The sequence below is a fragment of the Saccharomonospora sp. NPDC046836 genome, from assembly GCF_040645195.1.
In the GTDB taxonomy this organism is placed as follows: domain Bacteria; phylum Actinomycetota; class Actinomycetes; order Mycobacteriales; family Pseudonocardiaceae; genus Prauserella_A.
The window spans coordinates 1-10,582 of sequence record NZ_JBEYXW010000073.1 but is presented as its reverse complement, the minus strand read 5'-3'; the positions used below and the strand labels follow the sequence as shown (position 1 = coordinate 10,582).

Genomic DNA, 10,582 nt, shown 5'->3' with positions numbered 1-10,582 from the left:
GCCACCCACCAGGTCGTCGAGCCTGATCGGTTGATCGAGCGGCTGCAGCCCGTCCGGCCCGGGGAGCGCCTGGCCCCGGCAGTTGCGATGCCGGGGCCAGGTCGTTGCCACCAGACGGTTATCCGAGCCAGGTGACGGTGAGGACTGACAGCCGTCGCAGGGGGCGGTTCACCCAGTAGGTGAGGGACAGCTGGCCGACGGATGCGTGGCGGATGTCCTCGCCCTCGGGGTCGTCGGCGTTCCACTGCGAGAAGCCCCACGGGTTGCCGGCGGCGGCGTCCAGGACATCCCACACCATGTCTTCGACGGGCTCGGGCAGGGTGGCGAGGAGCTTCGCGGCCGAGGCGGAGAAGCGGACCGCGAACGGCTGCTGTGCGGTCACCGGCGCCTGCCGCGGAGCTGCGCCATGTCGATGAACTCGCTGTCGTCGTAGCCGGAGGCGACGAACGCCTCGACGGCCAGGGCGGAGCCGAGGCGGCCCTGCCAGTCCTGGACCACCGCGTACAGCCCGGCGAGGGAGAACGTGCGCCTCGATTCCTCGAGCGCAGCCGCCCACTCCCGCTCGAAGGCCGGCACCCAAGTGTCCGCACGTCGGTCGGCGCGCAGCCGGGCAAGGAGTTCGGCCGGCGCCCCGGGCGCAGGGGCGTACGGCGTGACGGGTGCGTGGTCGGGCTGCGCGCTCATCTGGTCCTCCCGCAGGGTGTATGACCACCGTACTCGCGACGCCAGTCTGTGGTTGTCCCCCTGCTGAGGTTGGGAGGTGCTCTGTTCTGCTGGCTGGTCAAGCTGCTGCTGCCGTCGCCATTGCTCGTTTCGAAGGGGTTCGACGCGTTGTGCGAACCGGGCGAGCAGCTCTTCATGCTGATGCGGACTGAAGTCGCTGTACTCGCCGACTCCTAGCAGTGAGCTTCTTCGAGTTGGCTACCGATCGGGTGACGGTTTGTGTAGCGCAACGAGCGAGGCCCCCGAGCTGTTGATCGAGATGTCTGACGTCTCAACAACACTGCTCGGGGGCCTCGTTGGTTATCTTTCCTGCCGCACTCGACCTGCCGCATGCCCTCGTGGAGTGGGTGACCATGCTGGTCGTCACCCGTGAGGGCGACCGGCGCTGCAAGCTCCGTCCGTCTCAGCGTGCGATGGCGGCACTGGTGTACCTGCGCGAGCACACCACCCTGGCGAAGATCGCTGCAGGTTTCGGGATCAGCGAGTCCACCGCGCACGCGTACACCACTGCGGTCATCGACCTGCTCGCGGAACGCGCTCCGGGTCTGCTGAAAGTTCTGCGCGAGACCGACCCGGACTTCGCCCTGCTGGACGGCACGCTGGCCGAGTGCGACCGGGTCGGGGACGGCCGGGCCGACTACTCCCACAAACACCGCCGGCACGGAGTGAACGTGTAGTTGGTCACCGACCCCGGCGGCCGGCTGCTGTGGCTCTCCCCAGCACTGCCGGGCCGGACCCATGACCTGACCGCCGCCCGCGCCGACCGGATCATCCGCATCTGCGAGCGTCAGGACGTCCCCCTCCTGGCGGATCTCGCCTACCAGGGCGGCGGGCCCTGGGTGACCACGGGCATCAGACGCAGACCCCTGCAGGACCTCACTCCTACCGAGAAAACCCTCAACAGGGCACTGGCCGAGGCGCGAGCACCGGTCGAGCGAGGCGTCGCCCGCCTGAAGTCCTGGCGCATCTTCCGCCGGTCCCGATGCAGTCCCAACCGCATGACGTCAATCGCCAAAGCCATCCTCACCCTGGAGCGTCAACGCTGAAGAAGCTCATTGATCGAGGATGAAGACAGGAGCCAGCTCCAACGTGAAGCTATTGACCCCCTCGGACGCACCGACGACGAATCCGAAGACCCACCCACGCAGCCGCCGTCCGCTGACGTTACCGGCAAACCGTCCAGGAACCCCGCCGAGTCACGTTTCGGCGGGGTTCCTGGAATACAGTCGAAGCTCATGGCGATATCGGCGAGGAGGCTACCGAGACCCACCCTCGCTGACGTGCAGCAATACAGCTCTCAAACTGTTGATCGCGGCCTGAGCCTCTTCCCTCTCGTCAGCTTCTACCCAGCTCCTCCAGAACCATCCACCTGTAGGAACTGTCAATTCCAGCGCCTGAATTGCAGACGAGGCGAGGAGAGGCGCGACAGGCTTCGCCAGCCATTCTGTGACGCTCGGATATTCCTCATTCCAAGGCAATGAGCGCCCTGTTGGAACGTTGGCCGCAACCACAGCGGCAGCAGCCACAACTTCCTCAGGCAGCACCGATGAGGTTGAATTTCCGCCCGCCTCAATTGCGGTACGAAAAGTGTGCTCAACGACTTCCAGGCGCCGCGGGGCGGACCGCTCTTCCATCTCATCGAGGAAGTCCTCTGCGGTATCGCTATCGAACGGGCCTGAGCCCCAGGTTCCCATCACGAACTCCAGTAGAGGTTTAGGGCAGATATCCGCCGATTGGAACTTCGATCTCCGAGTTTCTCCGGTTCAAGAGCCTCACGCCCTGCGCCGTCAGAACTGACCAATCCCGACAAAAGCGGCACTCCGAGAAGCCGGAATTCTCCGAAGTGAACCTTCAGTTCGGAATCAAAGACGTTGAGTCACCCCTCTTCGAGCAATTCACCCCTGATTTCACGATGCATGAACACCTGATCACTAACGCTCGTGCGCAGCAGCGATTTCAGATCCTGCATATTCTCAACCGGATCGACCGCCCGCGCCGCTGGATTTGCAATCTTCTCGAGGAGGCCCACCCGAAGGTCATCCTCTCCACTCGCCTTCGCCGCTTCTCCGGATAGAAGGTCGAGATCTTCGCGGGAAATAGAGGTGATTGCGTCCGCCCTGAATCTTACGAGACATTTCGACTCCGGGAGCCATCCCGCCTTGACATTGACCGCTGGAGTGAATCCGACATTCACGTAGCACGACTCGCCCCAGCGGGACTCCTGGACGCCAACTATGCAGTAGAGATCGCCAGACACTCTGTACCAGTTCGCCGACTTCTTTCGAAATCCCAGCGACTTGAAGACCTCATTGAAAGCCTCCAGGAGAATCGAGTTAATCATTAGCCGAACCTCTTATATGTATCGAGATGGCCAGTCCAGCTCTGACCGGTCATGTCCTCCGACTCGGCGACGTACTTCTGCAGCTGTCACCACCCCGTCGCCCGGCTGCTCTCCGCGTCCGACGTCAACTCACGCACGACACGATTCTTCCAGTCGACCGCATCAGGCCGGAGCCCCCACCCGGCCAGGCCACCAGCGACCCGCTCAAGGGGCGGGAAGGACCGGCCGCCGGGTCCGTCTCCGTCTTCCAGGTGAAACTGCACAGGCCGACGTCTCCGTGGTCGTGCACACGGGCCGTTGTTGCCGTGAGTATGACCACGCCCGCCCCTCTCAGGACCCCACTCCCGTTGGCCGCTCGACGCCATAGCCGTCCAGCATCCTGAGAGCACGCTGGCGTGTGTGGCTCCGCATGTACGGGAAGGCCTTCGCGTACGGAACGCTCTCGTCGAGCAGGGCTTCGAGGATCTGGAAATACGCCGCCTCGCGCAGGAGCAAAGACGGGCTCGTGAGGAGCAGTTCCGTGTAGTCGAAGCAGCGTCGCAGGAGGTCGGCGTCGGGTGTCTGCGCCCGCAGTTCCGGGACGATGACCGGTTGCGCAAGCGCGTCGCCCAGCAGGTCGAACGTGTCCACGCTCGGATGCTCGGTCCTCACCGCCTCCTCGGCGGGCATGCCATAAAGTTCCGCCATGTGTTCGGCCGCTTCGGGAATCATTTCCAGCAGGAGCGCTCGGGCGTATTCTCTGCGGATCTCAGTCATGGTGGCCTTGCCTCGTTCGCGGTGTCCTGCCAGCTGACAGCAATTTTGGCGGAGTTGGGGAGGGCCGACGCGCCGTGCCCCGCCCGAAGCCGGGCGAGGCACGGCGTCGTCCTTCTACCGGCGGTCGAGATGGTGCCGGTACGCCCGGGAGCCGGCGACGACCACCGCGGTGATGCCCCAGGCGATCCACCAGCCGTAGGCGAGGTGGGTGGTGAGGCCGGCCGCAGCGAGTGCGATGCCGCCGGCGGTGACGGCGAGGACGTCGCCGTACCTGATGAGGGTGTGCATGCCGGATTCCCTTCTGGTGCCGGGTGGGGTGGTCTGGGAGACTGGGACCCCGGAGGGGGCAACTATCCTTTGCCCCCTCCGGTCGCCTACCGGCGATGTCGGCCCCTGCGCTTGATCGCTTCGCGGGCGTACCAGGCGCAGGCGGCCGAGCCGATCGCGCCGATCGTCGAGACGATCAGGGCGGCGATGGCGATTGCGGTCCCTGTTTCCATTCTGTTTGTTCACCTCCTCTCTGTTGATACCTCTACTTTAGGGTACCCCTAAGCGCCTGTCAAGGGGTACCCTAAAGTCATGACTGAGCAGCCCGCACCCAGCCCCGCCGTCACCGCCATCCGCGAGACCATCGCCCAGCTCGCAGCCACCCCCGACCCCATCGACCGCGCCAAGGCCCTCGGCGCCGTCCTCGACGCCATTCCCGACCTCCAGGCCGAACTCCGGGGTGAGCGACAGAAGGCCGTCATCGAAATCCGCGAGAGCAAGAGCATCGCCGACACCGCCGAACTGCTCGGCGTCACCCAGTCCCGCATCAGCCAGATCGCGAAAGGCATCAGCCGCACCAAGAAGCACTAGCTGTTCTTCCCGCAGGAGTCGCGAACGGGTACGCAGGCAGGGCTTCCCGTTCCACTGGCGCCTGCCGGGCCCCGGACGGTAAGGGCCTCTCCCCTTCGGCTATCGCGCAGGAAGAGGTGTCGCCATTGAGCGAAGGCTTGCCTATAGAGGCTGACCTGCATAAAGGGCACCAGGCCGCGCGGGCCGGTTCCTACCTCCGGCCCTACCTGCGGTCCCCCATGGGAACCACCGGTCCGGCCAACGGTTCACCCTCCTGTCGGTGCAACCCCCGAAGTCCCCTCCGAAGCGAGGGCGGCGTCGAGGCGGTCGAGACGCTCATAGAGAGCGCGGACGGCACGGGCGCGGTCCTGGGCACAGCGTGCGGTGCCGCACAGGGGCGTGGTCAGACACCGGTCCGTCTCCTGGAGGACCAGCTCGGCGAGCGCCCGGGGCCCGGTGCCTTTCGGTAGTCGGTCGGCCTGGCGGCGGACATCGGAGGCGACGGCGCGGGCGTGGCCGGTGAGCTGGAGCACGATCTGCTGGTAGTCGCAGTCGGTGAGGGGGTCCTGCGTGGTCCAGGCGAGAACGGCTTTGACGAGGCTCTCGTAGGGGTGGCGGTCGAGGGGCAGTTGCTCCTCGATCAGGCCTTCAGGGTCGTGCAGGACGGTGTACGTGGAGGGGGCCGACTCGGCGGCTTGGTCCGGGGGGAGGTGGTTCACCGGTGGTGTTCCTGGCCGGTCTCGTGCTGAGCGTTCTGGTCGGTGCTGTGCCGGCGGAGGAAGCGGGCGTAGCCCTGGTCGGCACGGGACAGGAGGGCCGGGGACGGTTGTCCGTGGCCGGGTGGCTGCAGGCCGCGGCCTTCGTCGGGCGTGGTGGTGTGGATGTGTGCGCGCATGCGGTCCCGCCTTCGGCTGGTGGTCCGTCAAGGGGGCATTGAGACTACGCAGCGCGGGATGCGCTTCTCAACGAAGTTGCAAGAGATTGCGGAACTTCACTCCAGAGCGTCAAGTGCGGCCTTGATGAGGGCGCGGGCGTCGTCGCCGTAGACGGCCATCTCGGCGAGGCCGGCGAAGGCTTTGGTGTAGTCGGCGAGTTCGCGCGGCTGTTTCACCTTGATCTCTGCTGTCAGGGTCTCCACCACGGCCACGTCGTTGTCGTGGAGGTAGAACGCCTCCAGCGGCCACATGATGCGTTGCACGGTGAACGGGATGATGCCCAGCGATACCGAGGCGAGCGGCATCACGGCCAGGAGGTGGCGTAGCTGTCCGCGCATCGCGTCAGGGTCGGCGGTGCGGAAGCGCAGGACGGATTCCTCCATGAGGACGACGTAGCGATGGCCGCCCTCGTAGAGAAATCGGGAGCGGGCGATCCGGGCCGCGACCGCTTCACAGACGTCGTTCGGGGTGCCCTGGAAGGCGGTGATCTGTTCCATGAGGGTGGTCGCGAAGGCGGGCGTCTGGAAGAAGCCCGGTGGCACGTTGGAGACGTAGACCCGGCAGACGTGGGTGCGCTTGTGCAGGCTGTTCCAGTCCTCCTGGACCTTCCGCATGCCGCTGCGGTGCAGGCGGCGCCACTCGAGGTACATCGAGTCGACGGCGCGGGCGGTGGCGATGAGGTCGTCGGCCTGGTCCTCGGCGCTGCAGGCCGCGCACCAGGCGCGGATGTCTGCGTCGGAGGGCGGGGCGTCGCCCTTCTGGATGCGGGTGGTCTTCGCGGGGTGCCAGCCGCACCGGGCGGAGAGGTCCTTCCCTGTGAGGCCGGCGTCCTTGCGCAGGTGCTGCAAGCGCACGGCCAGCGCTTCGCGGGCTGCTTGTGCGCTGGACGACGGGGAGGCGGTCATGGGCTACTGGCGGCTTAGACGGTGTACATCTCGTGCGGGATGGCGCGCTTCCAGACCGTCTCGAAGGCGGCGTGGCACAGGGCGACGGCGGCCGGGTCGGTGGTGCGTTCCTTGCCGTCGCTCGCCCAGGCGCCGGTGCCGGTGAAGTGGTGGAACTGCACGAGCCGGTCGTCCAGGAGCCAGAAGTCGTTGCCGGGCAGCGCAATGTCGGAGGTGCGGCGGCGGGGTAGCCAGCGCACGTCCTCGCCGGCCTGGAGGTTGAGCGGGGTGATGGCGTGCTCGTAGCGGATGTAGTCGGTAACGGGCTCGGAGACTATCCGGGCGCGGCGCATCACCACGCCGCGGGCGACCGCGTCTTTGACGAGCGGGATCCACTGGGGCCAGAAGGAGCGAGTCGGGTTGAGGTTCGGGACGCCGGTGCGCAGGAAGGCGGCGTAGTCGTCCCGCTCGTCGCCGACGGCGTACAGGTCGCGCATCTCCAGGTGGACCGCCGTGTGGTGGGTGTCGGCGAGCAGCTCAGCGAACGTCGCAGTGTTCAGCGCTTGCGCGTTCAGCGGCATCGCACGCCTCCCTCAGAATCTGCACCATGCGGAACGGGATCCGGATCACCGGCTCGTGCGGCGGGATCCCCGTCTTGTGGCCGGCCACCCACTCGGTGGAGGCGACCAGGGACTTGAGGAGGGCGTCGGCTTTCTCGCCCTGGAGGACCAGGTCTGCGCTCTCCTCTTCCACCCACACCGTCGGTGATCCCTCGCCGCCGGTGTTGGGGTCGATCCCGACGAACCGTAACGTCATCACGAACTTCCCTGGGACTCGGTTGCGCGTAGTTGCGCAGACGGTCCCGCAGGCCGGACCCGACGTCAAGGGCGCCTCCCGGGCCGGTCCGGCAGCGGAGGACTGCCGACCAGAGACGCTGGGGGTCGCTTTGCCCGCGCTTGCACGTTGGCGCCAGCCAGCTCGGCGGCGGTTCTCTGGAGGATGCCAACGTGGTCTGGCCTGCGCCGTCACCGACCACACACCAGCTGGTGCGTGACGCGCGCCCCGGCCACCGAGATGTGGTGCCGGGCCCCGTACGATCCGGACTCCGTCGACCGTGCTCGGAAAGAGCACGGGACTGCTGCCCGGCTGAGGGGAACGGCCGGGGTGCACGCGCGCACGATGCGCGCGATGGGTTCTCCGCGGAGAAGGGCCGAGGGAGCTCTCGTCCCGGGCACTGAGACAGTCTGTCCCGCCGACGAACGGGAACGTGCTCTACAAGTCGCCTCAGCCGGCGTGTCGGGCCCTCGGAGCCCAGGCCTGTCCCCGGTGACCGACCGATGCGGCATCGTCTGTCACTGAGTCAGTTGCCCGGGAAGGGATGTGCTGTCGGTTCCCTGCGGACCGACAGCACCGTCGGGTCGTTGGGCCTGGTTACCGGTACCAGTGCTTTACGCCCTTGTGCCCGCTACACGTGCCGCGGAAGGTCTTGCTGTAACTGTAGGCACCGTCCTTGCACAGCGCGGTAGCGCCAGCCGGATGCGGGTCGTTGGCCCGGCACACACCGGTGGTGTGCGGCGCGCAGGTAGCAGCGGCCGCAGTACCCACCGGCACCAGCAAAGCCCCCGCAACGATGAGTCCGGCAAGGCTCGCACGCGCTCTGGTCAGCATCTTCTGTCTCTCCCTTGTCTGGCGTCGACAGCAGGATCCCGGCCTCGCCCGCCCTATGCTGCACTTCCGCGTCCTGTGCCCCTCTTTCGCGTCACGGCCCGCTCGAAAAGAGCGCGCCACGTACGAGAGAAGAGAACGCCAGCACGAAAGGCGGCCAGTCAGCGGAATGTCAGGAGAGCGTGCTCATGTGGGAAGGCAGTCGAGGGGCGCGTGACATTGGTGCTGACGGCTCGTTAGCCGTCCCGTGAAGATCACTTTGCTCCGTGCGGCCGCTGCCCTCGTCGTGGCCGCTGTCCTCCCCCTGTCCGCTCCCGCAGCCGCCGAGACGAGCGACGGTACCCCGACGGTGCTGCCGATCGACGCTGCCGTGGCCGCGCTGCAGACCGCCGACGAGTCCAGGGCCGGATACTCCCGGAGCGCGTTCAAGCACTGGACCGCAGGCGACAACCCCACGGACGGCTGTAACACCCGCCAGGAAGTCCTCATCGCCGAGGCCACCATCGCGCCCGAGGTCGGGCCCCGGTGCGCCATCACCGGGGGCACCTGGTTCTCGTACTACGACGAGGTCACCGTCGAGGGGGCCCGCGGCCTGGACATCGACCACATGGTGCCCCTGGCCGAAGCCTGGGATTCGGGCGCCTCGGCCTGGACAGCCGCCCGCCGCGAGGCCTACGCCAACGACCAGGGCCAGCCCGCCTCACTGGTCGCGGTCACCGCCCGCACCAACAGGTCCAAGAGCGACCAGGACCCCGCCGAGTGGCTGCCGCCCGCCCCCGGCGCCCTGTGCCGCTACGGCGCGGAGTGGACCGCGACCAAGCTGCGCTGGAACCTCACCATCGACGCACAGGAGAAGACCGCCCTCCTCGACATCGCCTCCTCCTGCGACGGCACCACCGTCACCTACACCCCCGCCCCCTGACCCCTCCCCCGAAGCTTCTCCGTCGCCCCGGCCGCGCGGTCATGCGGCCCGGGCCACGCCGTGGGTGCGGGCCAGGCGGCGTAGCTCGGAGCGTGCTGCCGGCAGGGAGGGGGCCGTCGCCCAGTAGGGGTGCCACCACAGCTGTGCGGACAGGAGCAGCAGGCGGCGGCGCAGGGCGGTGGTGTTGTCGTGGGGGCGGGGTGCGGCGAGCGCGTTGTAGGTGGTGTTCCAGGCGGCTTGCGTCTGTACCAGGTCGTCGGGGAAGTCGGTTACGTCCATATCGGCATTAGACCGCTTGTTCGATTTTCCTGTCACTTCGGGGCTGCGTCGTCGGACGTCTCGGCCGACGGGACGATGGCCTATCGGGGTTCTGGTTCCGCGGTCCGTCCGCCTGGGCTGCTGGGGCGTTGCTGCCCGGGTGCGTGGGCAGCTCGGACAGGACGAGCCAGGCATGCGCGACCGTTACGGGCCTCTCGTCACGGGCGTCTCGTCGAAGTTCATCACCCGGGTCGGGAAGTACGTGGCGCAGCCGGGCTTGGTGGTGGCGATCTTGTCGCACCGGGTCTCAGCGTCCGCGGCGTGCCAGCGGGTGGCGGGCGGGTTGGCCACCGGCGAGTTCGCCGTGGTCTTCGTGGACAGGTGGAGGGTGCCAGCGCTGATACCGGTCCAGGTGTGGCTGCGCGTTCCGACGGCGGAGTGTGAGAAGGGATCCGCTCCGGACCACACCAGCGCGCCGTCCCAGGCTGCTGGCCGGTGGTGCGGCGGGGCAGTCGAACCGGGAGCGGACCTTTGCCCCCTCGCTGTCCGCGGCGCTGAGCAGTCCGAACCGGTCCCAAGATCCGCGAGAAAGCGGCCGCCGTTGATCTCCCGCGCTCAGTCGAGCGTGAGCTGCATCGCGGGCTGGGGATACAGGGAGGGACCGAGGTGTCGTACGGCTTTCCGGCAGCTGATTCCTGGAGCATGAGGACGTGCTGAAACCTCCGATCGCGCCGATGCGCGCTGAGGCGCGGGCCTCGCTTCCGGCGGCGGGCGCGCCGGCCAGCCTGTACTGGCAGCAGAAGCTCGACGGATACCGGGTCATCGCCTTCCTCCGCGGCGGCCGCCTGCACCTCCAGTCCCGCTCGGGGGCTGACCTCACCGGGCACTTCCCCGAGCTCCAGGCCGCCGCCGGCATCGGCATGGACCTGGTCCTCGACGGCGAACTCGTCGTCCTGCGGGACGGGAGGCTGGACTTCGCGGCGTTGCAGCAGCGGGCCCGGCTGGCGGGCTTTCGCGCCCGCACCGCCAGCCAGTCGACGCCGGCGCATGTCGTCGCCTTCGACCTGCTGGAGGCCGACGGAGAGGTGTTGACGGGCCGCCCGTACCAGGAGCGGTGGGCGCGTCTGGAGGCGCTGTTCACCGGCGCGGTGCTGGGCGGCCGGTGGGCTCTGGTGGGGTCCACGACGGAGCGGGACCGGGCGCTGGCCTGGATGGACCCGGACTGGGCGCGGGCCGGTGTCGAGGGGGTGGTGGTGAAGCC

At 67.7% G+C, this 10,582-nt stretch carries 18 protein-coding genes and 2 pseudogenes; 5 read left to right on the top strand and 15 right to left on the bottom strand.

Annotated features, from left to right (window positions below):
- Positions 1-118 precede the first annotated feature (118 nt).
- Together ABZ863_RS34390 and ABZ863_RS34385 are read right to left on the bottom strand one after the other, a co-directional pair.
- The gene (locus ABZ863_RS34390; protein ID WP_164179259.1) at positions 119-382 is read right to left on the bottom strand and encodes a hypothetical protein; all 264 of its coding nucleotides are present in this window, start codon (positions 380-382) and stop codon (positions 119-121) included.
- Positions 379-684, bottom strand: coding sequence for a DUF6247 family protein (locus ABZ863_RS34385; protein ID WP_358543833.1), 306 nt, complete (start codon positions 682-684; stop codon positions 379-381). The genes ABZ863_RS34390 and ABZ863_RS34385 overlap by 4 nt, the downstream gene beginning before the upstream one ends.
- A gap of 69 nt (positions 685-753) precedes the next feature.
- On the opposite strand from ABZ863_RS34385, the gene ABZ863_RS34380 reads away from it, so the two are divergent.
- Complete coding sequence (locus ABZ863_RS34380; RefSeq protein ID WP_358543831.1) at positions 754-900, top strand: hypothetical protein; 147 nt, start codon at positions 754-756, stop codon at positions 898-900.
- A 119-nt stretch (positions 901-1,019) separates the two neighbouring features.
- A pseudogene (locus ABZ863_RS34375) lies at positions 1,020-1,769 on the top strand (transposase family protein).
- 210 nt (positions 1,770-1,979) lie between these two features.
- On the opposite strand, the gene ABZ863_RS34370 reads toward ABZ863_RS34375, so the two are convergent.
- The 5 genes from ABZ863_RS34370 to ABZ863_RS34350 form a co-directional block, all read right to left on the bottom strand.
- The gene (locus ABZ863_RS34370) at positions 1,980-2,417 is read right to left on the bottom strand and encodes a DUF4259 domain-containing protein (protein ID WP_358543829.1); all 438 of its coding nucleotides are present in this window, start codon (positions 2,415-2,417) and stop codon (positions 1,980-1,982) included.
- Positions 2,418-2,599: 182 nt separating this feature from the next.
- Positions 2,600-3,064 carry a DUF4304 domain-containing protein gene (locus ABZ863_RS34365; protein WP_164179253.1) on the bottom strand — a complete coding sequence of 155 codons (465 nt, stop codon included), beginning with the start codon at positions 3,062-3,064 and terminating at the stop codon, positions 2,600-2,602.
- A gap of 330 nt (positions 3,065-3,394) precedes the next feature.
- A complete protein-coding gene (locus ABZ863_RS34360) occupies positions 3,395-3,820 on the bottom strand; it encodes a hypothetical protein (protein ID WP_010645389.1) in 426 nt (141 codons plus the stop codon).
- A 114-nt stretch (positions 3,821-3,934) separates the two neighbouring features.
- Positions 3,935-4,108, bottom strand: a complete 174-nt coding sequence (locus tag ABZ863_RS34355; protein WP_158516849.1) for a hypothetical protein — start codon at positions 4,106-4,108, stop codon at positions 3,935-3,937.
- Positions 4,109-4,194: 86 nt separating this feature from the next.
- Positions 4,195-4,320, bottom strand: coding sequence for a hypothetical protein (locus ABZ863_RS34350; RefSeq protein WP_008404460.1), 126 nt, complete (start codon positions 4,318-4,320; stop codon positions 4,195-4,197).
- A gap of 79 nt (positions 4,321-4,399) precedes the next feature.
- On the opposite strand from ABZ863_RS34350, the gene ABZ863_RS34345 reads away from it, so the two are divergent.
- Positions 4,400-4,678, top strand: coding sequence for a DNA-directed RNA polymerase sigma-70 factor (locus ABZ863_RS34345; protein WP_030699961.1), 279 nt, complete (start codon positions 4,400-4,402; stop codon positions 4,676-4,678).
- A 245-nt stretch (positions 4,679-4,923) separates the two neighbouring features.
- On the opposite strand, the gene ABZ863_RS34340 is transcribed toward ABZ863_RS34345, so the two are convergent.
- The 6 genes from ABZ863_RS34340 to ABZ863_RS34315 all read right to left on the bottom strand — a co-directional run bounded on the left by ABZ863_RS34340 (position 4,924) and on the right by ABZ863_RS34315 (position 8,144).
- Positions 4,924-5,376, bottom strand: a complete 453-nt coding sequence (locus ABZ863_RS34340) for a hypothetical protein (protein WP_358543825.1) — start codon at positions 5,374-5,376, stop codon at positions 4,924-4,926.
- Positions 5,373-5,552, bottom strand: a complete 180-nt coding sequence (locus tag ABZ863_RS34335; RefSeq protein ID WP_095712459.1) for a hypothetical protein — start codon at positions 5,550-5,552, stop codon at positions 5,373-5,375. The genes ABZ863_RS34340 and ABZ863_RS34335 overlap by 4 nt, the downstream gene beginning before the upstream one ends.
- Before the next feature lie 96 nt (positions 5,553-5,648).
- Positions 5,649-6,497 (bottom strand): helix-turn-helix transcriptional regulator, encoded by an 849-nt coding sequence (locus ABZ863_RS34330; protein WP_161272685.1) that lies wholly within the window; start codon positions 6,495-6,497, stop codon positions 5,649-5,651.
- Positions 6,498-6,511: 14 nt separating this feature from the next.
- Positions 6,512-7,057 (bottom strand): DUF6879 family protein, encoded by a 546-nt coding sequence (locus ABZ863_RS34325; RefSeq protein ID WP_358543822.1) that lies wholly within the window; start codon positions 7,055-7,057, stop codon positions 6,512-6,514.
- Positions 7,014-7,292 carry a hypothetical protein gene (locus tag ABZ863_RS34320; protein ID WP_358543820.1) on the bottom strand — a complete coding sequence of 93 codons (279 nt, stop codon included), beginning with the start codon at positions 7,290-7,292 and terminating at the stop codon, positions 7,014-7,016. Before ABZ863_RS34320 ends, ABZ863_RS34325 begins: the two co-directional genes overlap by 44 nt.
- 615 nt (positions 7,293-7,907) lie before the next feature.
- Complete coding sequence (locus ABZ863_RS34315) at positions 7,908-8,144, bottom strand: DUF3761 domain-containing protein (protein WP_358543818.1); 237 nt, start codon at positions 8,142-8,144, stop codon at positions 7,908-7,910.
- 244 nt (positions 8,145-8,388) lie between these two features.
- On the opposite strand from ABZ863_RS34315, the gene ABZ863_RS34310 reads away from it, so the two are divergent.
- Positions 8,389-9,063, top strand: a complete 675-nt coding sequence (locus tag ABZ863_RS34310) for an HNH endonuclease family protein (RefSeq protein ID WP_093560766.1) — start codon at positions 8,389-8,391, stop codon at positions 9,061-9,063.
- 39 nt (positions 9,064-9,102) lie between these two features.
- Here the strand turns inward: ABZ863_RS34310 and ABZ863_RS34305 are convergent, their stop codons facing one another.
- Positions 9,103-9,342, bottom strand: a complete 240-nt coding sequence (locus ABZ863_RS34305) for a hypothetical protein (RefSeq protein WP_358543815.1) — start codon at positions 9,340-9,342, stop codon at positions 9,103-9,105.
- 183 nt (positions 9,343-9,525) lie between these two features.
- Complete coding sequence (locus ABZ863_RS34300; protein ID WP_358543813.1) at positions 9,526-9,789, bottom strand: hypothetical protein; 264 nt, start codon at positions 9,787-9,789, stop codon at positions 9,526-9,528.
- A 242-nt stretch (positions 9,790-10,031) separates the two neighbouring features.
- Between ABZ863_RS34300 and ABZ863_RS34295 the strand changes: the two are divergent.
- Positions 10,032-10,582: pseudogene (locus tag ABZ863_RS34295) on the top strand (ATP-dependent DNA ligase); the annotation flags it as partial.

Coding starts and splice junctions, on each gene's coding strand:
- ABZ863_RS34385 (WP_358543833.1), bottom strand. CDS start 684: ATGAGCGCGCAGCCCGACCACGCACCCGTCACGCCGTACGCCCCTGCG.
- ABZ863_RS34370 (WP_358543829.1), bottom strand. CDS start 2,417: ATGGGAACCTGGGGCTCAGGCCCGTTCGATAGCGATACCGCAGAGGAC.
- ABZ863_RS34365 (WP_164179253.1), bottom strand. CDS start 3,064: ATGATTAACTCGATTCTCCTGGAGGCTTTCAATGAGGTCTTCAAGTCG.
- ABZ863_RS34360 (WP_010645389.1), bottom strand. CDS start 3,820: ATGACTGAGATCCGCAGAGAATACGCCCGAGCGCTCCTGCTGGAAATG.
- ABZ863_RS34355 (WP_158516849.1), bottom strand. CDS start 4,108: ATGCACACCCTCATCAGGTACGGCGACGTCCTCGCCGTCACCGCCGGC.
- ABZ863_RS34350 (WP_008404460.1), bottom strand. CDS start 4,320: ATGGAAACAGGGACCGCAATCGCCATCGCCGCCCTGATCGTCTCGACG.
- ABZ863_RS34345 (WP_030699961.1), top strand. CDS start 4,400: ATGACTGAGCAGCCCGCACCCAGCCCCGCCGTCACCGCCATCCGCGAG.
- ABZ863_RS34335 (WP_095712459.1), bottom strand. CDS start 5,552: ATGCGCGCACACATCCACACCACCACGCCCGACGAAGGCCGCGGCCTG.
- ABZ863_RS34330 (WP_161272685.1), bottom strand. CDS start 6,497: ATGACCGCCTCCCCGTCGTCCAGCGCACAAGCAGCCCGCGAAGCGCTG.
- ABZ863_RS34325 (WP_358543822.1), bottom strand. CDS start 7,057: ATGCCGCTGAACGCGCAAGCGCTGAACACTGCGACGTTCGCTGAGCTG.
- ABZ863_RS34320 (WP_358543820.1), bottom strand. CDS start 7,292: ATGACGTTACGGTTCGTCGGGATCGACCCCAACACCGGCGGCGAGGGA.
- ABZ863_RS34315 (WP_358543818.1), bottom strand. CDS start 8,144: ATGCTGACCAGAGCGCGTGCGAGCCTTGCCGGACTCATCGTTGCGGGG.
- ABZ863_RS34305 (WP_358543815.1), bottom strand. CDS start 9,342: ATGGACGTAACCGACTTCCCCGACGACCTGGTACAGACGCAAGCCGCC.